This is a genomic window from Burkholderia sp. Ap-955, from assembly GCF_011753045.1.
Taxonomy (GTDB): domain Bacteria; phylum Pseudomonadota; class Gammaproteobacteria; order Burkholderiales; family Burkholderiaceae; genus Burkholderia; species Burkholderia lata_D.
Genome location: NZ_VWWH01000040.1, coordinates 38,168 through 61,432, shown reverse-complemented (window position 1 = coordinate 61,432; position 23,265 = coordinate 38,168). Strand labels below are relative to the sequence as shown.

Genomic DNA, 23,265 nt, shown 5'->3' with positions numbered 1-23,265 from the left:
AGGGAGAGGACATGAGTGAATTCCTGAAAACGTGATCGGACGCCGCCGGACACGAGCGCGCGCCGCGCGCGGACGGCGCGGCACGCGGCCCGGCCGCGGACGGCACGCGCGCCACCGGGGCGCGCGGACGACATCAATCAGATCGGAGCGTTTTCAGGCGGGGCGCGAGGCTGCGCGAGACGGATGCCCTTTCGAGGAAAATCGGGAATGGCCGGCGCGGCGGCGCGATAAGCAAACGTCCGCACGAAGCCCGGCAGCGCGGGCAGGCTCGACCCGAGCGCCACGTTCGCCGCGAAGCCGGGACAGTACACGCAGTGCGGCACACCGGCATGGTCGAACGACGACGTATCGTGATCGCCGCCCGCCTGCGCGAGCACGACCTGGCGGGCGCCCGCTGCACTGCACAACTCGAGCGTGAGCTCGCCGGAGCCGCTCGATGCAAGACGCGCATAGCCGATGACGGGCGACAGTACGTTCAGTACCAGCGCCAGCCATACGAGGCCGATCCATCGCGTCGTTTGTTTCATCGCGGTCCAGAAAAAGTGCGCGCGAGTATAACAAGCGGCCCGATTGTTACCGATTCCGCACGATGCAATAGTCGGCATCGCAGCGCGCGTCAGAGCGCATGTGCCGTTAATACAACAGAGACAAAATCTAACGATTCGCCACTGGCATAAATCCAAGCACGAGGTTGATAATTATCGAACCTGCTGGAGAAATCACCATGGACGAAAGACCAACTCGCATGCCACCGCCGGAGCAAGTGATGAGCCCGGATCCGGAACCCGTCGGCGTGGAATTCCTCGCCGAATTGCCCGACCACGTGCGGGCATTCTTCGACGAGCAGCACAAGCTGTACTCGCCGAAGTGAACGCCTGTTCGGTTCTGTAACCGCCACGTGTCGATCATCGCTATCGTGCGGTTCATCACTGCGCATCGCGCGCAATTCGCCTCGCACCCGGGCCGCAACAGCCTGACGGTGCCGGATCAGCTCGCCTGCTGATTCTCTGGTCGCTGCGCTACGCCGCGCGACTGTCTTCGTCTATCCTTCTGGTTTTCCATGTCCGGTCCGTCCGGCTCTCCCGATCGTTCCGATGAAGCAAGCCATTCGTGCCAGCCTCGCTGTCGCCGCGCTCGGCGTCGCCCTCTTTTCGTCCCCGCACATCGCCAAGGCAGACGGTGACGACACCGCCCTCACCAACATCGTCGCGCTCGCGTCGCAGCGCCTCGCGCTCGCCGAACCGGTCGCTCGATGGAAATGGGCGAATCACAAGGCCATCGAGGACCGACCGCGCGAAGCGGAACTGCTCGCATCGGTCGAGAAGCGCGCGGCACAGGCCGGCGTCGATCCCGCGTTCGCACGGACGTTCTTCGAGGATCAGATCACCGCGAGCAAGGATGTGCAGAACGCGCTGTTCGCGACCTGGCGCGCGACGCGGTCGCCGGAAGGCACGCCGCCCGATCTCGCGACCAGCACGCGCCCGGCGCTCGACCGGCTGACGCAGAAAATGCTCGCGGGGCTCGTGCAGGTTGCACCGCTGCGGGATGCGCCTGATTGCCAGGCGCGGCTCGCGCGCAGCATCGCCAACTGGAAGACGCTCACGCGCTACGACGCCACGCAAACACGGGCACTCGACACTGCGCTGTCGCACATCTGCTCGGCCGGCGGCGCAAGCGCGATCGGCTGACGACAGCGGGCGCGGGTCACGCGACCGCGCCTGATTAACCCGCCTGCCCCGCAGGCGTGAGCGCGGCGAGCGGAATCAGCTGCAGGCCGCGTGCGAGATGCGTCTGCAGCAGGCGGTGGGTGAAGGGTTCGAACGCAACGTCCGTCCCGTCGGCCGCGAGTTGCGCGGCCGCGTCGAGCGATTCCGCCGCGCCGAGATAGCGCCAGCCGTCGATCACATGAAACAGGCGGCGCTCGCCGCTCGCCTCGAATGCGACCGCACCTTCGAACGGCCAGGGCGCAGCGCCGGCACGGGTGTCGGCCGCGGGGCGCCGGTTGTACGACGGGCGCAGCCGGGCAATCCATTGTGCCTCGGCCAGCATCGCCCCCAGCTCGTTACCGGTCTCGCGCCACTCGACCCGCCGCACCTGCTGCGCCAGCCGCATTTCCTTCGACGAACGGCGCTCGCCCGTCAGCAGCGCGCGCAACCGCTGCCGCACACGTACGCTGCGGCCAACATACAGCGGCGCGTCATCCTCCCCGAACAGGGCGTACGCACCGCAGCCGGCCGGCGCGGTATCGAGCCAGGCTTCGGTCAGGTCGCCGCCCAGACGGAAGTGGCGCGTCGTGCGCGCGATCTGGTCGCGCAGCCGCTCGAGCGGCACGATGTCGTGCAACAGCCGCCAGAACTGCCACAGCAGGTCGGCATCCGCCAGCGCCCGATGGCGCGCAGCCGGCACGAGGCCGTGGCGCTCGATCAACGCATCGAGCCCGTGCCGCGACTCACGCGGGAACAGCGCTCGCGACAGCCGCACCGTACACAGCACATCGGGATTGAACGCGAAGCCGGCCCGCTCGAATTCGGCCCGCAGGAAGCCACGGTCGAAGCTCGCGTTGTGCGCGACGAAAAGCTTGCCGTCGAGCCGCTCGAACAACGCCGGCGCCAGCGACGCAAATGACGGCGCGTCGCGCACCATCTCGTCCGAAATGCCCGTCAGTTGCTGGATGAACGGCGGAATCGGCTGCCCCGGATCGACGAGCGTCGTCCACGTCGACACGCCGAATGGGCCGATTTCGACCACGCCGATTTCGGTGATGCGGTGTTCGGCGGGCGAACCGCCAGTGGTTTCAAGGTCGACGAAAACGAGCGGCTGTTCGCTGGCGGGATCGGACGGACGGGGGGAATCAGACATGAAAAGACTGGGAAACGATGCTTCCGTGAGTATGCACCGGCATTCGGGGTCGCGGCCAGCCCGAACCGAAATGTTCCGTCCCCGCAAAACAAAAAGCCCCCGCGATGCGGGGGCCGGACGTGATCGGCAATGCGTGGCGCGTCAGACCGCCTGGATATTCGCTGCCTGCTTGCCTTTCGGCCCGACTTTCACGTCGAACGAAACACGCTGGTTTTCCTTCAGCGTCTTGAAGCCGTCCATCTTGATTTCGGAAAAGTGTGCAAACAAATCTTCACCGCCATTGTCCGACGTAATAAAGCCGAAACCTTTAGCATCGTTAAACCATTTCACGATACCGGTATCCATGTCTTCGTTCCCCACTCGATTAGATCCAAAAAAGCTATTTTTATAGCCGTTTCCCGAAATCCCGAAACATTGCGCCAGCACCTGCACCAGCACCAGCACGCCGCCCGAGGACGGAGTGCTGACTTTATAAATTGGACAATCCGGGTGCGTCAAGGAAATTTTTGACGATCGTTTTATCAAAAAAGTGCTAATACCACTGGAATCGGTACACTGCCGCCTTTGATTAATTGATTCGCATCAAAAACCTGTCAACATTACCGGGATCGGAGCATTAATAATCTTGGCCGAGAAAATCCTACCGGGGACAAATCGGCTCGGTAAATTCCTCGGGTTTTTTCCGGGTTGCGGAAATCCGAGGACATTGCGATGCTCAGTTAACGTCGGAAGGAAGGAGAAGGTCATGTGGCTGGACGGAATCAAGCGCTTCGCGAGCCGGCTCGGACGCGTACACCGCAAGTCCCGCGCCCTGGCCGAGTCAGCGTCCTCGCGCGAAGCGCCGTGCGACACCGAATTCGATACGACCTGGCACGGCGATCACTGGCAGAACCTGCTCTCGTCGCCTCTCGATGCCCGTCACTATGTGATGGAAGACTGGACATACACGCCGCCCCCCAATGAAGCCAAGGAGGCCGCACCTGCGGCCAAGCGCAAGCGGCGCTCGTTAGCGCAATAGCGCGCGGACCGACGGGGCAAAAAAAAAAGCGCGACTGGGAAGTCGCGCCGACAAAGGTTTGGAGATCTTTTCCGTCAACGAAAAAGTCTGCTTCGGAAAGCAGAGATCGCAGTATAGCGAGAGAACAACCTTTCATTAGCCATGCTCCACACAAACCTCTATTGCCGATGTGTCAATAATCGGATCACGGCCACCCCCGCCTCCTGCTGACCGTTTGTCGCGCTCGCGCAACGCCCGCTACGTAGTCCTGATCGCTGTTTTTCTTCGCTGCACCGCCACAAACCCTTGATGGACAATCGTTTGCGCCGCATTGTCAATCTTTGCGGATTCCAAAATATACTATTGCTTAAAGCGCATCATTCCCGCGCTCCACGCACTCCGTACACTGCAGATGGCTTTTTGATAAGCGCACCGCCGCTCTGCCGGACCGGCCGCAACGTCAAGCACAACATGCCAGTCCGCAGCAGGTTCGATCGACATCATCCTGTTTGGAGACAGATCCATGAAAAAAACCCTGATCGTCACCGCGTTGTCGGGTGTATTCGTTACGGCAGCTCACGCCCAAAGCAGCGTGACGCTCTATGGCCTGATCGACGCAGGCATCACCTACACGAACAACCAGGGTGGCCACAGCTCGTGGTCGGAACGCAGCGGCCAGATCAACGGCAGCCGCTGGGGCCTGCGCGGTACGGAAGATCTCGGTGGCGGCCTGAAAGCAATCTTCGTGTTGGAAAACGGCTTCAACATCGCCAACGGCACGCTCGGCCAGAATGGCCGCGAATTCGGCCGCCAGGCGTTCGTCGGCCTGTCTCAAGACCAGTTCGGCTCCGTCACCCTCGGTCGCCAATACGATAGCGTCGTCGACTACATCGGGCCGCTGTCGCTGACCGGTACGCAATTCGGCGGCACCCAGTTTGCCCACCCGTTCGATAACGACAACCTGAACAATTCGTTCCGGATCAATAACTCCGTCAAGTACACGAGCGTCAATTTCGGCGGCCTGAAGTTCGGCGCGTTGTACGGCTTCTCGAACAGCAACCAGTTCTCGAACAATCGCGCATACAGTGCGGGTGTGTCGTATAGCTACGCCGGCTTCAATATCGGCGCTGGCTACCTGCAGTTGAACAATGACATCTCGGGCCTCACGTCGGCTGCGGTCACCAACAGCGGCGGCGCGGTAGCAGGCGACAACACGTTCGTCGGCAAGCGGCAGCGCGTGTTCGGCGGCGGCCTGAACTACACGTTCGGCCCCGCGACGGCCGGCTTCGTCTTCACGCAAACGCGCGTGAACCGGGCGCTCGGCATCTCCGCGGGTGCCTCGGGCGTGTCGAGCGGCCTGGGTCTCGACGGCACGTTTGCCCGCTTCAACAACTACGAAGTGAACGCGCGCTACGCGCTCACGCCGGCCTTGTCGCTGGCCGGGTCGTACACATACACCGCCGGCTTCCTGGACGGTCGCCATCCGGGCTGGAATCAGTTCAACCTGCAGACCGACTATGCACTGTCCAAGCGGACCGACGTGTACGTGCAAGGCGTGTATCAGCGCGTCAGCACGGACGGCCTGGGCATCGGCGCCTATGTCAACGGCCTCGGTGGTGCTTCATCGACCAACAAGCAGATCGCGGTCACGGCCGGCCTGCGCCATCGCTTCTGAGCGACCGGCATTTCCGCCGCACGCCGGATGACGAAGCGCCCCATCGGGGCGCTTTTTCTTTGCCGGGTTGCGCCGTGCGCTGTTCAGGCGTTGCCCGGCGCCGGGTAACGGACGTCCAGCACGTCGATCGGCTGCGGGCCGGCCGGCGTCATCAGCATGACGGTATCGCCGATCTTCGCCTTGATCAGTGCGCGCGCGACCGGCGAAATCCAGCTGACACAGCCGTGATCGAGATCGACCTCGTCGATCCCGACGATCGTGATCGTGTGATCCTCGCCGTCCGGTGTCTCGTAATCGACCGTTGCGCCGAAAAACACCTGGTCGACATTCTCCTGCCGGCTCGCATCGACGACTTCGGCCAGATCGAGCCGCTTCGTCAGGAAGCGGATGCGGCGATCGATCTCGCGAAGCCGTCGCTTGCCGTAGATGTAGTCGCCATTCTCCGACCGGTCACCATTCGACGCGGCCCAGGACACGAGCCGCACGACCTCGGGACGCTCGACGTCGATCAGGTTCAGCAGTTCGTCCCTCAGCCGCTTGTGGCCGGCAGGCGTGATGTAGTTCTTCGCACCCGCCGGGATCGCGGGCTGGGCCTGGTCCAGATCGTCGTCGTCGCCGTCCGACTCTTTGACAAACGCCTTGTTCATGATGCAGATTCAACATGGATGACTGATGCTCCAAGGGTACACGAAGGGCGCCCCGGCAAGGTCATGGCACCTAATTTGCGAATAAGGCTTCCCTTTTTATACAACCCTGCTATACTTCCGCTTCTGCGTGCGGCTGTAGCTCAGTTGGATAGAGTACTTGGCTACGAACCAAGGGGTCGTGGGTTCGAATCCTGCCAGCCGCGCCACTTTTTCGAGGGCCTTCCCAACCGAAGGCCCTTTCAGTTCGAAGCAGTAGAAGTCTTGTTGTTGCGTGCGGCTGTAGCTCAGTTGGATAGAGTACTTGGCTACGAACCAAGGGGTCGTGGGTTCGAATCCTGCCAGCCGCGCCACTTTTTTGGGAACCTTCCCATCGCAGAAGGTTCCGACAGTTGAGAAGTACCGTTTTGCGTGCGGCTGTAGCTCAGTTGGATAGAGTACTTGGCTACGAACCAAGGGGTCGTGGGTTCGAATCCTGCCAGCCGCGCCACCTTAAAAGGGCTTTCCTCCGGGAAAGCCCTTTTTCTTTTCTGCCTCCCCCTCCCTGCTCACGACACAGCAACGTCCGGTTGCGTGGCGCCTTTTTTCCGAAGAACGTCGACCACACCGCACGTTCACGCCTCCGCCAGCACAAATGAAAACGGCGGCCATTGGCCGCCGTCGATCGATCGCCCATGCGGGCCAGGCATCAATAATCCTGCCGCTCGCGCTCGATGCGCATGCCGCCGTCGTGGCGCGCATGCGCACCGTCGTCGGTCGAACGCTCGCGCATGATCCGCATCACATCCGGATTGGTTCGCACGCGTCGCATCACGTTCGCGAGATGCACGCGGTCGCTGACCTGGATCACGAAGCGCAGCACCGTCGATTCGTGCGTCAGATCCTCGTCCATCGCGATATGCACGATGTTCGCATCGGCCGACGTGATGTCCGCCGCCACGCGTGCAAAGATGCCCTTCGTATTCTTCACGAGCGCCTTCACCGCGACATCGAACAGGCGGCCCGGCTGCGGCGCCCATTCGACGTCGATCCAGCGGCCCGGATCGCGGCGATGGATACGCTGCGCCACGCGGCAATCGGTCGTATGAATCGCCATCCCCAGGCCGATGCCGATGTAGCCCATGATCGCGTCGCCCGGAATCGGCCGGCAGCATGCGGACAACTGCACGGACATCCCTTCGGTGCCGGTAATCACGACCGGCGGTGCGTGGTGCGCGGGATGCCGCTCGGACTTCGGCAGATCGTCGTCCGCATCGCGGCCGCTCATCAGCACCTCGATGCGCTTGGCCATCACCGCGGCCACGCGTCGACCGAGGCCGATGTCCGCGAAGATTTCCTGACGGCTCTTGTTGCCCGTCCACTGCACGAGCTTCTCCCACACTTCCGGCTCGACATCGGCCAGCGCAAGACCGTAGCCCTTCAGGCTCTGGTCGACCAGCCGTTCGCCCAGCTGCACCGATTCGTTCAGGCGCATCGTCTTCAGGTAGTGCCGGATCGCCGAGCGCGCCTTGCCGGTACGCACGAAGCCGAGCCACGCAGGGTTCGGCTTCGAATACGGCGCCGTGATCACCTCGACGATGTCGCCGCTCTTCAGCTCGGTGCGCAGCGGCAGCAGCTCGTTGTTGATCTTCACGGCCACGCACTGGTTGCCGAGATCGCTGTGGATCGAATACGCGAAATCGAGTGCCGTCGCGCCACGCGGCAGCGCCATGATCTTCGACTTCGGCGTGAACACGTAGACCGCATCCGGGAACAGGTCGATCTTCACGTGCTCGAGGAATTCGCTCGAATCGCCGGCTTCGCTCTGGATGTCGAGCAGCGACTTCAGCCACTGATGCGCGCGCTTCTGCACATCGCTGAGATCCGCGCTGCCGTTCTTGTACAGCCAGTGCGCGGCGACCCCCGCCTCGGCGATCTCGTGCATCTTGCGCGTGCGCACCTGGAACTCGATCGGCGCGCCGAACGGGCCGACCAACGTGGTGTGCAGCGACTGATAGCCGTTGATTTTCGGGATCGCGATGTAGTCCTTGAACTTGCCGGGCACGGGCTTGTACAGCGCGTGCAGCGCGCCGATGCACGTGTAGCAGTCGAGCGGGCTGTCGACGACGACGCGAAAGCCGTACACGTCGAGCACCTGCGAGAACGACAGCTGCTTGTCGCGCATCTTGCGGTACACGCTGTAGATGGTCTTTTCGCGGCCGGTGATCTCGGCGTCGATCTTCGCATCGGCCATCGCGCGCTGCGCGGCTTCGAGGATCTTGCTGATCACTTCGCGGCGGTTGCCGCGCGCGGCCTTTACGGCCTTCTCGAGCGTCGCGTAGCGATGCGGGTTGAAGTTCGCGAAGCTCATGTCCTGCAGCTCGCGATACGTGTTGTTCAACCCGAGGCGGTGCGCGATCGGCGCGTAGATGTCGAGCGTTTCCCGCGCGACGCGGCGGCGCTTTTCCATCGGCACCGCGCCGAGCGTGCGCATGTTGTGCAGGCGGTCGGCGAGCTTGACGAGAATGACGCGCACGTCGCGTGCCATCGCGAGCAGCATCTTGCGGAAGTTTTCCGCCTGCGCTTCCTCGCGGCTGCGGAATTCCATCTTGTCGAGCTTCGACAGGCCGTCGACCAGTTCGGCGACCTTCGGGCCGAACCGTTCGGCCAGCTCGCTCTTGGTCACACCCTGGTCTTCCATCACGTCGTGCAGGAGCGCGGCCATGACAGCCTGCGCGTCGAGCTTCCAGCCGGCGCAGATTTCCGCGACGGCGACGGGATGGGTGATATAGGGTTCGCCGCTCTGGCGATATTGACCGAGGTGGGCTTCGTCACTGAAGTGGAACGCCGCCTTGACCTCTTTGATTTCTTCCGGAGGAAGATACTCGGCAAGCACGGCCGTCAGTTTCGCGATCGAAACGACGCCGTGCTTGCGCGGCTGCTCCGGTGTGGCGGTCGGCCCGAACAGATGCCGGAAGGACTGTTCGAGGACCGCGTCGATGTACTGGCGCGCAGGCGACTGGGCCATGGCTTCGGTGGTCGAATCCGCGGAGGCGGACGATGGGGTGGTGCTCATATTCGCCTCCAGGTCGAGTCGTTGCGCGCGTGGATTACATGGCTGGAACGGGCCGGATGCGCGTTACACCGGCACCTTCTTCAGCATCTCGACGCCGACCTGGCCGGCAGCGATTTCGCGCAGCGCGACGACGGTCGGCTTGTCGCGGCTTTCGATCTTCGGCGTATGGCCTTGCGCGAGCTGCCGCGCGCGATAGGTGGCGGCGAGCGCCAGTTCGAAGCGGTTCGGGATTTGCTTCAGGCAGTCTTCGACGGTAATGCGAGCCATGTTGGTAATTCCTTCTGAATATAGTCCTTATTCTACCTTATGTCCCTCGTCCCCCGCGTCATTCCGCGTGGGGCAGATGGATGCCGAGCTCGATGAACAGCTCCGTGTGTCGAGCGTACTGCGAAGCAAAACGCAGGCGCGTGGCCGCGACGATGCATTCGAGCTCCGCGAGGGCACGCTCGAAATTCTCGTTGATCACCACGTATTCCGCTTCCGACGCGTGCGCGATCTCGCTGCCGGCGGCCAGCAGGCGTCGCGTGATCACGTTCGGCTCGTCCTGGCCGCGCTTCTTCAGGCGCTCCTCGAGCGCGTCGAGCGACGGCGGCAGGATGAAGATGCCGACCGCGTTGCGGAACTGCTTCTTCACCTGCAGCGCACCCTGCCAGTCGATCTCGAGCAGCACGTCGTGGCCGTTCTTCATCTGCTCTTCGATCCAGACGCGCGACGTGCCGTAGTAGTTGCCGTGCACTTCCGCGCTCTCGAGAAATTCGTGCGCCGCGTGACGCGTGCGGAAATCCTCGACCGTCGTGAAGTGATAGTGCTGGCCGTCCTGCTCGCCCGGGCGCGGCTTGCGCGTCGTGTACGAGATCGACAGGCAGATGTCGTTGTCCTTCGACAGCAGCGCATTCACGAGCGTCGACTTGCCGGCGCCCGACGGCGCGACGACCATGAACAGGTTGCCGGGATAGACGCCGCCGTGCAGCGAATGCGACGCGTGAGCGTCGCGATGAGATTCCGTCATGTTGCTTTACTCCAGGTTTTGCACTTGCTCGCGCATCTGCTCGATCAACAGCTTGAGCGCCATCGATGCGTCGGCGAGTTCCTTCGCCGCCGCCTTCGAGCCGAGCGTGTTCGCTTCGCGATTCAGTTCCTGCATCATGAAGTCGAGACGCTTGCCGACGCGGCCGCCCTTCTCGATCACATGGCGCGTTTCGTTCAGGTGCGCGGTGAGCCGCGACAGCTCTTCCGCGATGTCGATCCGGATCCCGTACATCGTCACTTCCTGACGAATGCGCTCCGCGGCTTCCTCGCGCGTGACGATCGTCGAGCTGCCTTCGGGCGCCGCGATGCCGAGCGCCTCCTGCAGCCGTTCGACGATCTTCTGCTGGTGCTTCGCGATCAGCTCCGGCACGAGCGGCGTGATGCGCGCGACGATCGCTTCCATCTCGGTGACGTTCGACAGCAGCATCGTCGCCAGTTGCGCGCCTTCGCGCGAACGCACGACGACGAGCTCGCCGATCGCTTCCTTGCCGCACGCGAGCACTGCCTCGCGGATCGCATCAGCCGACACGCCGCTCTCGGCGATCACGCCGGGCCAGCGCAGGATCTCGCCCGCGCGCAGGCGGCCGACGCCCGGGAACGAGTCGAGCACGGAGCGCTCGAGCTCGGCGAGTTGGCCGAGCGCGGACTGGTTCAGCGCGCCCGCGCCGATGCTCTGCTCGCCGCGCTGCAGGTTGATGCGGATATCGACCTTGCCACGCGACAGCTTGTTCATCAGCATTTCGCGCAGCGCGGGTTCGCACGCGCGCACGTCGTCCGGCATCCGGAAATTCAGGTCGAGGAAGCGCGAGTTCACGGTGCGCAGTTCGACCGACACGCTGGTGCCGCCGTTGCCGGTGGCCGTCGCGAGTTCGCGCGTCGCGCTCGCGTAGCCCGTCATGCTGTAGATCATGGTTCGTCTCGCCGTCTGGGTGCCCTCGCGGGCGGGGATATGTCGAGGCGCCCGGCGCATCGGAAAGCGCGGGGCGGGAAGCGCGCATTATCCCATTTTTGCGGACCACCCCGCCGGGCACGCCCGCCGTTCGGCGCTAAAATCGGGGTTTCCTCTCGTTCCGCGATTCCCACATGACGTCCTCCGTTTCCCGCCCGAGCGGCCGCCGCGCCGACGCACTGCGCAAGGTCGCCCTTACGCGCCACTACACGAAACATGCCGAAGGCTCGGTGCTGGTCGAATTCGGCGACACCAAGGTGCTCTGCACCGCGAGCGTCTCCGAACGCGTGCCCGACTTCCTGCGCGATCGCGGGCAAGGCTGGCTGACCGCCGAATACGGGATGCTGCCGCGCGCGACGCACACGCGCAGCGACCGCGAAGCCGCCCGCGGCAAGCAGACCGGCCGCACGCAGGAAATTCAGCGCCTGATCGGCCGCGCGCTGCGCGCGGTGTTCGACCTGGAAGCGCTCGGCCCGCGCACGATCCACATCGACTGCGACGTGATCCAGGCCGACGGCGGCACGCGCACGGCGAGCATCACCGGCGCGTTCGTCGCCGCGCACGACGCCGTGTCGAAGCTGATCGCGGCCGGCAAGCTCACACGCTCGCCGATCACCGACCACGTCGCCGCGATCTCGGTCGGCGTGTACCAGGGCGCACCCGTGCTCGATCTCGATTACGCGGAAGATTCGCAGTGCGACACCGACATGAACGTCGTGATGACGGGCGCCGGCGGTTTCGTCGAAGTCCAGGGCACGGCTGAAGGCGTGCCGTTCTCGCGCGCCGAGATGAACGCGCTGCTCGACCTCGCGCAAGGCGGGATCGCCGAGCTCGTGCAGCGCCAGAAAGACGTGCTGGGCGCCTGACATGCCGGACGACCACACCATCGCGCCGCTGTCGCGCATCGTTCTTGCGTCGAACAACGCCGGCAAGCTGCGCGAATTCACCGCGCTGTTCTCGACGGTCGGCATCGAGATCGTCCCGCAGGGCGACCTTGCCGTGCCGGAAGCGGAGGAGCCGTTCGGCACCTTCATCGAGAATGCGCTGACGAAGGCACGCCACGCGTCGCGGCTCACCGGGCTGCCAGCGATCGCCGACGATTCGGGCCTGTGCGTGCGCGTGCTGCGCGGCGCGCCGGGCGTCTATTCGGCGCGCTACGCGCAGCGCGCGGGCCGCGGCAAGGGCGACGCGGCGAACAACGCGTATCTCATCGAGCAGCTGCGCGGCGTCGACGACCGGCGCGCATACTACTGCTGCGTGCTCGCGCTCGTACGCCATGCGGACGACCCCGAACCGCTGTTCGCCGAAGGACGTTGGGCAGGCGAAATCGTCGATACGCCGCGCGGCGATCACGGATTCGGCTACGACCCGTATTTCTACCTGCCGTCGCTCGGCGCGACGGCCGCCGAACTCGAGCCGGCCGTGAAGAACACGCACAGCCATCGCGCGCTGGCGCTGAAGGCGCTGCTGGCGCGGCTCGCGGAGGAAGCATGAGCACGTCCGATACCCGTTCGCCAACGGAGGCCGCATGAGCCAGGCCGCGGAAACCGGCGCGCGCGTCGTCGCGACCTTCACGTCGCCCGGCCAGGTGCGGCTCACGTCGCTGCCGCCGCTCGCGCTGTACGTGCATTTCCCGTGGTGCGTGCGCAAGTGCCCGTACTGCGATTTCAATTCGCACGAGTGGAAGGGCGAACGGTTTCCGGAAACCGAATATCTCGACGCGCTGCGCGCCGATCTCGAGCAGGCGCTGCCGCTCGTGTGGGGCCGCCAGGTGCATACGGTATTCATCGGCGGCGGCACGCCGAGCCTGCTGTCGGCGGCCGGCCTCGACCGGATGCTGTCCGACGTGCGTGCGCTGCTGCCGCTCGACGCCGACGCCGAGATCACGCTCGAGGCGAATCCGGGCACGTTCGAGGCCGCGAAGTTCGCGCAGTTCCGCGCCAGCGGCGTGAATCGCCTGTCGGTCGGGATCCAGAGCTTCAACGAGACGCACCTGAAGGCGCTCGGCCGGATTCACGACACCACGCAGGCACGCGCCGCGGTCGAGATCGCCGCGAAGAACTTCGACAACTTCAACCTCGACCTGATGTTCGCGCTGCCAAACCAGACGCTCGACGAATGCCGCACCGACATCGAGACCGCGCTGTCGTACGCGCCGCCGCATCTGTCGCTGTATCACCTGACGCTCGAGCCGAATACGCTGTTCGCGAAGTTCCCGCCGGTCGTGCCCGACGACGACGCGTCGGCCGACATGCAGGAATGGATTCACGCGCGCACGGCCGAGGCCGGTTACGGACGCTACGAAGTGTCCGCGTATGCGAAGCCGAATCATCAGTGCAAGCACAACCTGAACTACTGGCGCTTCGGTGACTATCTCGGGATCGGTGCGGGCGCACACACGAAGCTGTCGTTCCCGAACCGGATCCTGCGGCAGGCACGCTACAAGCATCCGGCGACCTTCATCGAGCACGCGATGGCCGGCACGGCCGTGCAGGAGGAACGTGAAGTCGGCGCACGCGACCTGCCGTTCGAGTTCATGCTGAACACGCTGCGGCTCGTCGAGGGCTTCCCCGTGCACAGCTTCGCCGAACGCACGGGCCTGCCGATGAGCACGATCGAGCCGGCGCTGCAGGAAGCGGAACGGCGCGGGCTGATCGCGCGCGATTTCGCGCAGATCGCGCCGACGCCGCTGGGCCAGCGTTTCCTCAACGACCTGCAGGAATTGTTCCTGCGCGACGATTGAAGGGATGAACCTCGCGGCATTTCGGTTACAATGCCGCCTCGTGTGGAAGCGTGGCCGAGCGGTTTAAGGCACCGGTCTTGAAAACCGGCGACGGGAAACTGTCCGTGAGTTCGAATCTCACCGCTTCCGCCAGGAAGTTCGCCAAACCCCGTCCATTCATCGAATGACGGGGTTTTTTGTTGGTCCGCGCACGCCCGTCCCCCACGTTCCGACACGTCGAGCCGGATGCCGCTACAATCCGGCGCTCCGATTCGCGAAACGGGAAACCCACGTCATGAAGCCCTTCATCGTCTCGTCGCTCGCCGCGCTGCTGGTTGCCGTCAGCACGCTGGCGACGGCCGACACCGCCGCCGGCAGCGACGCGCAAGCGTCGTGCGCGATCGCCTACGTGAGCGGCGTCGGCGGTTCGCCGCGCGGCCTGAGCGAATACCTCGCGAGCCCGTCGCCGTACAACTACCTGAAGGACAACGACCTCCAGTGCAAGGTGGGCGACGATGGACGCACGTCGAACTGCACCGGTGTGACCTACCTCCGGAACGAACAGGTCAGCGTGTACGACGATTCCGATCCGGCGACGCTGACCGTCGTGGCGCGTGTGGAACTCGACCACGGCCAGAAATACCCGGTGATCATCGTCGTGCAGCGCAAGGACGCGCGCTGCAAGCAATGATGCAGCGCCGCGCGCGAGCCCGTCCGCCGAAACGGCACGGGCGTTCGCGCCGGCCCTCGCGCGGCACCTGGGCTACGGGCACCGGCAGCGGCCCGCCATCGCATCGCACCGCGCCCGAAGCCATCCTCCCGGCCGGCCGCTCGATCACCTAGAATTCGATCAACACGGCGACACGACCGCCGCCGCGTACTCGATGCCGCGCGCGCCACCCCTGCGTGCGGTACACGGAGATCGCCATGACCGAACTGTCGACACCGGCGGAACACGTCGATTACGAAGGCTTCGAGGTCCATGTCGTGCCGGCCGTCGTGCCCGGCAACGACACGCGCTATACCTACACCGGCTACGTGTGCCATCCGGGTGCGAATCCCGCATTGCCCGGCCACGCGGTGCCCTTCCATGCGGACGGCGAGGAAAGCTTCGCGAGCCTCGATGAAGCCGTCCACGAAGCCGTGCACATCGGCAAGAGCATCATCGACGGTACGCACCCCGACCTGTCGATCCTGTCACTCGTGACGCACGGCTTCTGAACCGGGCGGCACGCATCGCCGAAGATGGCGCGCGCGGCCGCCGCGGTGCTGCCTGCGGCAACCCGCTGCGCTCGCGCCGGACCATCGCCACGCGCCTGCGTGCCACGCGCGTTCCTCGCGTTTCTTTCAACCTTGCAACACGCACGCCGGGATGCACACGTGCGGCAGTCACGCGAGCGTGCCGTCATATGTCACGTCACATCGCGATGCGCGAGCGCACGCCTTCTGTCATCAGCGATCGCATCATCCGGCATCGCCCGTTATGCGTTTCTCCCGATATCGGCTCGCGTCCGTGCGCCTATCATTTTTTTATAGTCACTTCCGGCTAGCCTCCCATGCGCCCACTTCCCCGTTTGCATGTCGACCGGCTGCGTGCAGTTGCGCTGACCGTCGTCGCCATGCTCGCGGCGTGCACGATCACGCCGCCTCCGTCGCTGCACTCGATCCTGACGATTCCGTCGATCACCCGCAGCGGCAACCTCGACCAGTACCGCGTCGAAGTCGCGCACCGTGTCGCCGAACGCAATCCGTCCGGCATGCTGCACGGCGTACCACAGGCCATGCTCCGCTCGCTCGTCGTCGTGGCCTTCACCGTCGATGGCAGCGGCCGGCTCGTCAACGCGTCCGTCTATCGCAGCAACGGCGACAGCGAAGCGGAAGCACTCGCGCTCGCGTCGCTGCGCCGCTCGGCGCCGCTGCCGCCGCCACCGTCGCGACTGCTCGACGGCAACGGCCGGCTCGAAATGATGGAAGGCTGGCTCTTCAACGACGACGGCCACTTCCAGTTGCAAAGCACCGCGTCGGCGCAGGCGCAATCGATCGACTGAGCGGTCGCCGCCCCGCGATTGGCGGTGCGCGGCGGCGCTGGCTATAATTTTCCGCAATCGCGCGGCCATCACGCCGCGCGCGCGTTCGTGCGCCCCACCCGGCATGCGAGCCGACCACGCCGGCACCGGGCGGCGGCGACGTACCCGTCTCCATCGTCGACCGGCGGGTGACGTCCGCGCCCCGGCGCGCGTCCACGCCGCCACCACATCATCCGCTCGGCTGCCCCCGGCAGGCATCCGCCTGCCCGACCGCACGCTCAGCCGACCGCCCCAACGACAAAACGGAGACATCCATGTCCGCATCCCCCCCGGCCGTTGCACACGCAACCGGTTCGGCCGGCGCCGTCAGCCACCGGCGCATCGTGTTCGCCAGCTTCATCGGCACCGCAATCGAGTTCTACGATTTCTACGTGTACGCAACGGCCGCCGCGCTCGTCATCGGCCCCGTGTTCTTCCCGCACGGCTCGGCGACCGCACAGGCGCTGTCCGCCTTCGTCACGTTCGGCATCGCGTTCATCGCCCGCCCGATCGGCTCGTTCCTGTTCGGGCACTTCGGCGACCGCATCGGCCGCAAGTCGACGCTCGTCGCATCGCTGCTGGTGATGGGCGTATCCACCACCGCCATCGGCTTCGTGCCCGGCTACGACGCGATCGGCGCGCTCGCGCCGGTGCTGCTGTGCGTGCTGCGCTTCGGCCAGGGGATCGGCCTCGGCGGCGAATGGGGCGGTGCCGCGCTGCTCGCGACCGAGCACGCGCCGCAGGGCAAGCGCGGCTGGTTCGGAATGTTCCCGCAGCTCGGGCCGTCGGTCGGCTTCCTGATGTCGAACGGGCTGTTCTTCGCGCTCGCGCTGTCGCTGTCGGACGAGCAGTTCCGCAGCTGGGGCTGGCGCATCCCGTTCCTGGTCAGTGCGGTGCTCGTCGCGCTCGGCCTGTACGTGCGGCTCAAGATCACCGAAACGCCCGCGTTCCAGGCCGCGCTCGATCGCAACGAGCGCGTGCGCGTGCCGGTCGCGACGCTGATCACGCATCACTGGCGGCCGACGCTGCTCGGTGCGCTCGCGATGGTCGTCTGCTATACGCTGTTCTACATCTCGACGGTGTTCTCGCTGTCGTACGGCGTGTCGGCGCTGCATATTCCGCGCCAGAGTTTCCTCGGCCTGCTGTGTTTTGCGGTCGTGTTCATGGGGCTCGCGACACCGCTGTCCGCATGGGCATCGGACCGCTTCGGCCGCAAGCCGGTGCTGGTGGTGGGCGCGATCGCCGCGCTGCTGTCGGGTTTTGCGATGGAGCCGCTGCTCGGCAGCGGCTCGATGCCGCTCGTCGCGCTGTTCCTGACGATCGAGCTGTTCCTGATGGGCGTGACGTTCGCGCCGATGGGCGCGCTGCTGCCGGAGCTGTTCCCGACCAACGTCCGCTACACGGGCGCGGGCGTCGCGTACAACCTCGGCGGGATCCTCGGCGCGTCGATCGCGCCGTATATCGCGCAACTATTGGCGGCGCGCGGCGGGCTGTCGTGGGTCGGCGGTTATGTATCGGTTGCGGCGGCAATCAGCCTGATCGGCGTGCTGCTGATGCGCGAGACGCGCGACGCATCGCTCGTCTGAGACTCCGGGGCGGCCCGGGTTGTGCGACGGTCGGCGCTGCCTATACTCGGTCCTGGGTGCGCCATTGCGCGCCCCCGGGATCCCGCCCCAAAGGAGCCGCCGCCATGAACATCCGCCTCGGCAATGCCGATCTCGTCCTGATCCTCGCGCTTGCGCTGGGCGGCGCGATCCTGCTCGCGATGCGCTTCCGGCCGCAGACGTGGCGCGGCCTCGTGTTCGAGGCGCTGCTGGCGAATCTGGCGGCCGTCGCCGCCGTCGTCACGGTCGAGGCGCTGCTCGCCTGAACCGGCACACCCCGCTTCGTCAGGCGGTCAGCCGCGCGCGCAGCGCGCCGTAGGCCGGGCCGACCGTATCGATCGCGTCCAGCGCCTCGTCGACCGACGGCATCGTGCCCGGCTCGCCGATCGACAGTGCATTCGGTGCGCCGCCGATCCCGCAATGGTGGCGCGACGTCGCGACGAAAATCATCACGGTCGGCCGCTGCAGCGCGTGCGCCATGTGTACGAACCCCGTATCGACCCCCACCACGAGCGCAGCCCGGCCGAGCGCCGCGCCGAGCTCGCGCACCGTCATCGCGGGTAGCACGACCGAACCCGGCGCGCGTGTGGCAATGTCCTGCGCATCGTCATGCTCGGCAGCCGATCCCCACGGCAACAGCACGCGTACGCCACGCGCCATCATCTGCGTGGCGAGCGCGGCCCAGCGGTCGGCCGGCCATTTCTTGTCGGGGTTGGACGTCGCATGGAACAGCAGCATGAATGGGGCGCCATCGGTCACGGCGGCCGGCAGGTTCACGTCCCGCGGCGGGACGATGCCGTACGTGGCAATACCCTCGGGCGCGTAGCCGAGCGCCTCGCCGGCGCTCACGCGCATCCCGTGCCACGCGTCGCAGTCCGGCCGCGGGCCGAAACGATGCGAATACGCGAAGCGTGCGCCCGTTTCGCCGAGATCCTGCGTCTGGTAGCCGACGCGGCGCGCAGCGCGCGCGAGCGCCGAAATGATCGCGCTCTTGTAGACGCCGTGCAGATCGATCACCGCATCGTAGCGGTGCGCCCGCAGCGCGCCGATCGATGCCGTGATCGCCTTCAGGTCGCCGCGATTGCGCATCTTCTTGAAGCGGCGCAGCGGCGCGCACAGGACACGGCTGACGCCCGGATGCCAGCGCACGACCTCCGCGCACGATTCATCTACTGCCCAGTCGACCGTTACGCCGGGAAAGGCGCGATGCAGATCCGCGACGACGGGTAGCGTCTGGACGACGTCGCCGAGCGACGTCACTTTCACGATGAGGATACGTTTCACGATGTGTGGGGATAAGCCAGTCAATTTGGCATGCTCGCGATGGTTACATGCGCAGACATTACGTGAAATTACTTTTGCAACAAAATGCATCTCCTTTCGGGAACATTCTCGCTCCCCGCCCGCATCCGGTTCTTTTTATAATTCGATCTTTGCCTGCCGGCCCGCGCCGATGCCACGCCCCGCTCTTCCCGCCCTGTTTCCCGCCCTCACCCGCCGTTCGCTGAGGATCTGGCGCCAGTACGGCGTTTTCTGGCTCGGTGCGATCGTCGTCGGCCTCGCGGCCGTACTTTACGCGCGATTGATCGACTGGGGTTACGAAACCTTCCGCACGATGCGCGATCACGCCGCGTGGCTGCCGCTGCTGCTGACGCCGGCCATCGCCGCGGTGTCGGTATGGATCACGCGGCGCTTCTTCCGCGGCGCCGAGGGCAGCGGCATCCCGCAAGTGATCGCGACGCTGCATGCGCGCCCGAGCGCGTTCGGCTCCCGGCTGCTGACGCTGCGCATCCTGTTCGGCAAGGTGCTGGTGTCGTTCCTCGGCATCCTGGGCGGCTTCACGATCGGCCGCGAGGGGCCGACCGTGCAGGTCGGCGCGGCGCTGATGTTCAACCTGCGACGCTTCTACCCGCGCTCGAACGCGCAGATCGAACGCCAACTGGTGCTCGCCGGCGCGGCGGCCGGGCTGTCGGCCGCGTTCAATACGCCGCTCGCCGGGATCGTGTTCGCGATCGAGGAACTGACGCGCAGCTTCTCCGCGCGCGCCAGCGGCGTGCTGATCACCGCGATCATCCTCGCCGGTGTGGTCGCGCTCGGCCTGAACGGCAACTACACGTATTTCGGCACGATCGATGCTGGCCCCCATTTCCCGAAACTGCTGGCGCTCGCCGTGCTGGTCACCGCGATCGTCACGGGGATCGCAGGCGGCCTGTTCTGCTGGCTGCTGCTCAACACGGGGCGATGGCTGCCCGCGCAACTGCTGGGCCTGTATCGCGAACGGCCGATCGCGTTCGCCGCGCTGTGCGGCTTCGCGATCGCCGTCGTCGGCCTCGTATCGGGCGGCACGACCTTTGGCAGCGGCTATGCCGAGGCGCGCGGCCTGCTCGACGGCAGCCAGCATCTGTCGGTGTTCTATCCCTTCCTGAAGATGATTTCGATGGTCGCGTCGTACCTGCCGGGCATCCCGGGCGGGATCTTCGCGCCGTCGCTGTCGATCGGCGCCGGGTTCGGCAACCTGCTGCACATCGTGTTCAGCAACATGAGCCTGCCGATGCTGATCGCGCTCGCAATGGTCGGCTACATGGCGGCCGTCACGCAGTCGCCGATCACGTCGTTCGTGATCGTGATGGAGATGATCAACGGTCACGCGCTCGTGATTTCGCTGATGGCCACCGCGCTGGTGTCGAGCCGCGTGTCGCGCTTCTTCGCACCACCGCTCTACGAAACGCTCGCCCTGCGCTATCTCGCGCCGCCCGTCGCGGCCGCGGAACCGGCTGCGGCAAGCGCGACGGTGGCAACCGGCGTCACCGAGCCGCAGGATGCGGCCGCGGCGCCCGCCGATCCGCTCGACACGCTGCGCGACGAAGGCGGCAAGGGCGACGAAGCGTCCCCCGCCGCCGCGCCGGCCGAAGGCACAGCGCATGCACCGGCGCCGCACGACGACGAGCAGGCCGCAACCGTGACGAATGGCCCGGCACAGCCCGGCCCGCGCGACGCTCAGTAGATCACGACGGGCGCCGGCCGGTAGTACACGGGCCGCGCCGGCACGACGATGCATCCGGCCAGCGTGATCGCGACGAGCGCGATGGCGATTGCGGTTCTTTTCATCGTCCGCCTCCATCACGCCCAGTGGCCACGGGTCCAGAACCAGTTCGGACCGCGCTGGTCCCAATGGCCCGGCACCCATTGCATGCCGACGCGCTCGGCTTCCCAGTGGCCGCCGATCCACACGTAGCGGCCATGCTCCCAGTGCCAGTGCCCGCGATCCCACACGTAACCCACGCGCGAGGCCGGCACGACCTCGTAGCGCACCGGCGGCGGCGCGTTCGGCGCGACGATCACGACTTCCTCGGTGCGCACGGCAACCGGCTCGGCGACGACCATGCGGCCCTGCGGCACGATCACGGGGGTGCCGACGAGAATCTCGTCCGCATGCGCGGCAAGCGGCGCGACGACGGCTGACAGGCTCGCGGCAAGCAATGCGAGCGAAACGATACGACGTTGAACGGTAGAGACAGCCATCACAACCTCCTGGTTGAACAAGTTACGCGAGCGTATTCGTTCAATGCGGGAGGGGCGATTACGGCCGACAGACGCCGTGTTACGGCATGCCCGAAAGTGCAACAGGGCGTAAGACGCGCACGGCGGCGAGTGCCGCCGTGCGGAGGGACACCTGCAACGGTCAGGCTTGCGGGATCTCGATCTTCACTTCGAGGACTTCGAGATCGTCCTGGCGCTCGAGGCTCACGCGGATGTCATCGTCAGAAATATGGACGTACTTCGAGATGACCGCGACGAGCTCCTTCTGCAGCGCAGGCAGGTAATCGGCCGGCGGCCGGCCGCCGACGCGCTCGTGCGCGATGATGAGCTGCAGGCGCTCCTTCGCGACCGATGCGGACTTCTTCTTCTCACCGAGGAGAAACGAAAGGATGGACATGGGCGGCCTCCGTTACTTGCTGCCGAAGAGGCGCTGCAGCAGGCCCGGCTTCTGGTAATCGGTGAAGCGCAGCGGCTTGTCTTCGCCGAGGAAACGCGCGACGACGTCCTTGTACGCTTCCGCAACGTCGGTACCGTCGATATGCACGGCGGGCAGACCCTGGTTCGATGCATGCAGCACGGCTTCCGACTCGGGCACCACGCCGATCAGCTTGATGCGCAGGATCTCGCTGATGTCCTCGAGCGACAGCATCTCGCCTTCGCTGACGCGCTTCGGGCTGTAGCGCGTGATCAGCAGGTGTTCCTTGATCGGATCCTTGCCTTCGGTCGCGCGCTTCGTCTTCGACGACAGGATGCCGAGAATGCGATCCGAGTCGCGCACCGACGACACTTCCGGGTTCGTGACGATCAGCGCTTCGTCCGCGAAGTACATCGCGTGCAGTGCGCCCGCCTCGATACCGGCCGGCGAATCGCAGACGATGTATTCGAAGTCCATCGCGACCAGGTCGTTCAGCACCTTCTCGACGCCGTCACGCGTGAGCGCATCCTTGTCGCGCGTCTGCGACGCCGGCAGGATGAACAGGTTCTCGCACTTCTTGTCCTTGATCAGCGCCTGGTTCAGGTTCGCTTCGCCCTGGATCACGTTCACGAGGTCGTACACCACGCGGCGCTCGCAGCCCATGATGAGATCGAGGTTGCGCAGGCCGACGTCGAAGTCGATCACGGCCGTCTTGTGGCCGCGCAGCGCGAGACCGGACGCAAAGCTCGCGCTCGTCGTCGTCTTGCCCACGCCGCCCTTGCCCGAGGTCACCACGATGATTTTTGCCATTTACCCAATACCCTGTGTTCGTCAATGAGAGCCGATCGATCCGGAGCGCACCGCGTGTTTTACGTCAGGCGCAGCGGTTCGATCATCAGTTTTTCCTCTTCGAGCCGGATCTGCACCGATTTGCCCAGTACTTCGGCGGGCAACGGGTTCTCGGTCGTTCGATAGATACCCGCGATCGAAATCAGTTCCGGCTCGAGACACGTGCAGAAAATGCGCGCGTCGTGATTGCCGTGCACGCCCGCGAGTGCGCGGCCGCGCAACGGCGCGTAGATGTGGATATTGCCTTCCGCGATGATCTCCGCGCCGTGACTGACCGGCGCGAGCACCACGAGGTCTCCTTTCGCGTAAATCTGCTGCCCCGAACGCAACGGCCGGTCGATCACGAGCGTCTGGCCGCCCGCGTGCAACAGCGTCGGCGCGGGCTCCTGCGCCGGTTCGGCTGCCGGAGCGGCGGCGGTTTCGGCGACGGGCGCCGGCGCCGGTTCCGCTTCGTCGGCGTGCTTTGCGGCCGGCGCACGGCGATCGCGCGCCTCGAGCAACGGCAGGCCGGCTTCCCCCGCCCAGCCCTGCGTGGCCAGCGCGACGACGCCCACCGGGCGCATCCGCACGTCGTTCAGCATCTGGCGGATGTCCGCCAGCGCGACGCGTTCGCCGTCAGCCAGGCGGCGGACGTCGATCGCGACGACATCGTCGGCGAAAAACTCGGGAGTCGCTTCGAAGCGCTTGACCAGTTCGGTACGCAACGCATCGAGATCGGTCGTCTTCACGGTGAACAGCAACGTATCGACCGATCCGCTGCGCAGCTCGAAGAATGGCGATTTTTTAAGCGACATGGACACTCTGCAAAAATTTTTTGCGTATTTTACAGGCGTCCACGCGCGCGGCCATTATTTTTGGGGA

Annotated in this window: 26 protein-coding genes and 4 tRNA genes; 17 read left to right on the top strand and 13 right to left on the bottom strand. The window is 65.3% G+C overall.

Annotated elements, in window-relative coordinates; translation table 11 throughout:
* Positions 1 to 137: 137 nt before the first annotated feature.
* A complete protein-coding gene (locus F3J15_RS21215; RefSeq protein WP_166893827.1) occupies positions 138 to 527 on the bottom strand; it encodes a DUF2946 domain-containing protein in 390 nt (129 codons plus the stop codon).
* A 239-nt stretch (positions 528 to 766) separates the two neighbouring features.
* Here F3J15_RS21215 and F3J15_RS21210 point away from each other — a divergent pair, with 239 nt between their 5' ends.
* Together F3J15_RS21210 and F3J15_RS21205 are read left to right on the top strand one after the other, a co-directional pair.
* The gene (locus F3J15_RS21210; RefSeq protein ID WP_162269111.1) at positions 767 to 871 is read left to right on the top strand and encodes a chorismate mutase; all 105 of its coding nucleotides are present in this window, start codon (positions 767 to 769) and stop codon (positions 869 to 871) included.
* Positions 872 to 1,094: 223 nt separating this feature from the next.
* Positions 1,095 to 1,688: a chorismate mutase gene (locus tag F3J15_RS21205; protein ID WP_166893825.1), complete on the top strand. Its 594-nt coding sequence runs from the start codon at positions 1,095 to 1,097 to the stop codon at positions 1,686 to 1,688.
* Between the two features lie 34 nt (positions 1,689 to 1,722).
* Here F3J15_RS21205 and F3J15_RS21200 read toward each other — a convergent pair whose 3' ends face one another.
* Together F3J15_RS21200 and F3J15_RS21195 are read right to left on the bottom strand one after the other, a co-directional pair.
* Positions 1,723 to 2,859 carry an exonuclease domain-containing protein gene (locus F3J15_RS21200; protein ID WP_166893823.1) on the bottom strand — a complete coding sequence of 379 codons (1,137 nt, stop codon included), beginning with the start codon at positions 2,857 to 2,859 and terminating at the stop codon, positions 1,723 to 1,725.
* Positions 2,860 to 3,000: 141 nt separating this feature from the next.
* A complete protein-coding gene (locus F3J15_RS21195) occupies positions 3,001 to 3,204 on the bottom strand; it encodes a cold-shock protein (protein WP_011351289.1) in 204 nt (67 codons plus the stop codon).
* Positions 3,205 to 3,604: 400 nt separating this feature from the next.
* Here F3J15_RS21195 and F3J15_RS21190 point away from each other — a divergent pair, with 400 nt between their 5' ends.
* Both F3J15_RS21190 and F3J15_RS21185 read left to right on the top strand, forming a co-directional pair.
* Entirely contained in the window at positions 3,605 to 3,877 is a 273-nt protein-coding gene (locus F3J15_RS21190; protein WP_069247397.1) for a hypothetical protein, read from the top strand.
* Positions 3,878 to 4,379: 502 nt separating this feature from the next.
* Complete coding sequence (locus F3J15_RS21185) at positions 4,380 to 5,531, top strand: porin (protein WP_069247396.1); 1,152 nt, start codon at positions 4,380 to 4,382, stop codon at positions 5,529 to 5,531.
* 83 nt (positions 5,532 to 5,614) lie between these two features.
* Here F3J15_RS21185 and greB read toward each other — a convergent pair whose 3' ends face one another.
* A complete protein-coding gene (gene greB / locus F3J15_RS21180; protein ID WP_089445135.1) occupies positions 5,615 to 6,178 on the bottom strand; it encodes a transcription elongation factor GreB in 564 nt (187 codons plus the stop codon).
* Between the two features lie 129 nt (positions 6,179 to 6,307).
* On the opposite strand from greB, the gene F3J15_RS21175 reads away from it, so the two are divergent.
* From F3J15_RS21175 to F3J15_RS21165, 3 genes are all read left to right on the top strand, one after another.
* Positions 6,308 to 6,384, top strand: a tRNA-Arg gene (locus F3J15_RS21175).
* Positions 6,385 to 6,451: 67 nt separating this feature from the next.
* Positions 6,452 to 6,528: transfer RNA gene (locus tag F3J15_RS21170), tRNA-Arg, on the top strand.
* Between the two features lie 60 nt (positions 6,529 to 6,588).
* Positions 6,589 to 6,665, top strand: a tRNA-Arg gene (locus F3J15_RS21165).
* A gap of 198 nt (positions 6,666 to 6,863) precedes the next feature.
* On the opposite strand, the gene F3J15_RS21160 is transcribed toward F3J15_RS21165, so the two are convergent.
* The 4 genes from F3J15_RS21160 to F3J15_RS21145 form a co-directional block, all read right to left on the bottom strand.
* Positions 6,864 to 9,230 (bottom strand): bifunctional (p)ppGpp synthetase/guanosine-3',5'-bis(diphosphate) 3'-pyrophosphohydrolase, encoded by a 2,367-nt coding sequence (locus F3J15_RS21160; RefSeq protein WP_166893821.1) that lies wholly within the window; start codon positions 9,228 to 9,230, stop codon positions 6,864 to 6,866.
* A 63-nt stretch (positions 9,231 to 9,293) separates the two neighbouring features.
* Entirely contained in the window at positions 9,294 to 9,497 is a 204-nt protein-coding gene (gene rpoZ / locus F3J15_RS21155; protein ID WP_006025620.1) for a DNA-directed RNA polymerase subunit omega, read from the bottom strand.
* A 58-nt stretch (positions 9,498 to 9,555) separates the two neighbouring features.
* Positions 9,556 to 10,239 (bottom strand): guanylate kinase, encoded by a 684-nt coding sequence (gene gmk, locus F3J15_RS21150; RefSeq protein WP_166893819.1) that lies wholly within the window; start codon positions 10,237 to 10,239, stop codon positions 9,556 to 9,558.
* Between the two features lie 6 nt (positions 10,240 to 10,245).
* Complete coding sequence (locus F3J15_RS21145; protein ID WP_011351283.1) at positions 10,246 to 11,169, bottom strand: YicC/YloC family endoribonuclease; 924 nt, start codon at positions 11,167 to 11,169, stop codon at positions 10,246 to 10,248.
* Between the two features lie 173 nt (positions 11,170 to 11,342).
* Between F3J15_RS21145 and rph the strand changes: the two genes are divergently transcribed.
* The 9 genes from rph (at position 11,343) to F3J15_RS21100 (ending at position 17,866) form a co-directional block, all read left to right on the top strand.
* Positions 11,343 to 12,074, top strand: a complete 732-nt coding sequence (rph, locus tag F3J15_RS21140; RefSeq protein WP_069247391.1) for a ribonuclease PH — start codon at positions 11,343 to 11,345, stop codon at positions 12,072 to 12,074.
* A gap of 1 nt (position 12,075) precedes the next feature.
* On the top strand, positions 12,076 to 12,702 hold the full coding sequence (gene rdgB, locus F3J15_RS21135) for an RdgB/HAM1 family non-canonical purine NTP pyrophosphatase (RefSeq protein WP_166893817.1): 627 nt from the start codon (positions 12,076 to 12,078) through the stop codon (positions 12,700 to 12,702).
* Positions 12,703 to 12,736: 34 nt separating this feature from the next.
* On the top strand, positions 12,737 to 13,951 hold the full coding sequence (gene hemW / locus F3J15_RS21130) for a radical SAM family heme chaperone HemW (protein ID WP_166893815.1): 1,215 nt from the start codon (positions 12,737 to 12,739) through the stop codon (positions 13,949 to 13,951).
* A 44-nt stretch (positions 13,952 to 13,995) separates the two neighbouring features.
* Positions 13,996 to 14,083: transfer RNA gene (locus tag F3J15_RS21125), tRNA-Ser, on the top strand.
* Positions 14,084 to 14,225: 142 nt separating this feature from the next.
* Entirely contained in the window at positions 14,226 to 14,621 is a 396-nt protein-coding gene (locus F3J15_RS21120; RefSeq protein WP_166893813.1) for a hypothetical protein, read from the top strand.
* A 236-nt stretch (positions 14,622 to 14,857) separates the two neighbouring features.
* A complete protein-coding gene (locus F3J15_RS21115; protein WP_166893811.1) occupies positions 14,858 to 15,151 on the top strand; it encodes a hypothetical protein in 294 nt (97 codons plus the stop codon).
* Between the two features lie 335 nt (positions 15,152 to 15,486).
* On the top strand, positions 15,487 to 15,978 hold the full coding sequence (locus F3J15_RS21110; RefSeq protein WP_089445130.1) for an energy transducer TonB: 492 nt from the start codon (positions 15,487 to 15,489) through the stop codon (positions 15,976 to 15,978).
* 293 nt (positions 15,979 to 16,271) lie between these two features.
* A complete protein-coding gene (locus F3J15_RS21105) occupies positions 16,272 to 17,582 on the top strand; it encodes an MFS transporter (protein WP_089445129.1) in 1,311 nt (436 codons plus the stop codon).
* Between the two features lie 104 nt (positions 17,583 to 17,686).
* Complete coding sequence (locus F3J15_RS21100; protein ID WP_039343411.1) at positions 17,687 to 17,866, top strand: hypothetical protein; 180 nt, start codon at positions 17,687 to 17,689, stop codon at positions 17,864 to 17,866.
* A gap of 19 nt (positions 17,867 to 17,885) precedes the next feature.
* Here the strand turns inward: F3J15_RS21100 and waaC are convergent, their stop codons facing one another.
* Positions 17,886 to 18,884, bottom strand: a complete 999-nt coding sequence (gene waaC / locus F3J15_RS21095) for a lipopolysaccharide heptosyltransferase I (protein ID WP_166893809.1) — start codon at positions 18,882 to 18,884, stop codon at positions 17,886 to 17,888.
* A gap of 169 nt (positions 18,885 to 19,053) precedes the next feature.
* Between waaC and F3J15_RS21090 the strand changes: the two genes are divergently transcribed.
* Positions 19,054 to 20,604 (top strand): chloride channel protein, encoded by a 1,551-nt coding sequence (locus F3J15_RS21090; protein WP_166893808.1) that lies wholly within the window; start codon positions 19,054 to 19,056, stop codon positions 20,602 to 20,604.
* Between the two features lie 116 nt (positions 20,605 to 20,720).
* On the opposite strand, the gene F3J15_RS21085 is transcribed toward F3J15_RS21090, so the two are convergent.
* The 4 genes from F3J15_RS21085 to minC form a co-directional block, all read right to left on the bottom strand.
* Positions 20,721 to 21,122: a YXWGXW repeat-containing protein gene (locus F3J15_RS21085; protein ID WP_089460559.1), complete on the bottom strand. Its 402-nt coding sequence runs from the start codon at positions 21,120 to 21,122 to the stop codon at positions 20,721 to 20,723.
* Positions 21,123 to 21,282: 160 nt separating this feature from the next.
* Positions 21,283 to 21,537 (bottom strand): cell division topological specificity factor MinE, encoded by a 255-nt coding sequence (minE, locus tag F3J15_RS21080; RefSeq protein ID WP_006476634.1) that lies wholly within the window; start codon positions 21,535 to 21,537, stop codon positions 21,283 to 21,285.
* A 12-nt stretch (positions 21,538 to 21,549) separates the two neighbouring features.
* Entirely contained in the window at positions 21,550 to 22,365 is an 816-nt protein-coding gene (gene minD, locus F3J15_RS21075; RefSeq protein ID WP_046545140.1) for a septum site-determining protein MinD, read from the bottom strand.
* Positions 22,366 to 22,424: 59 nt separating this feature from the next.
* Positions 22,425 to 23,198: a septum site-determining protein MinC gene (gene minC / locus F3J15_RS21070; RefSeq protein ID WP_166893805.1), complete on the bottom strand. Its 774-nt coding sequence runs from the start codon at positions 23,196 to 23,198 to the stop codon at positions 22,425 to 22,427.
* Positions 23,199 to 23,265 lie beyond the last annotated feature (67 nt).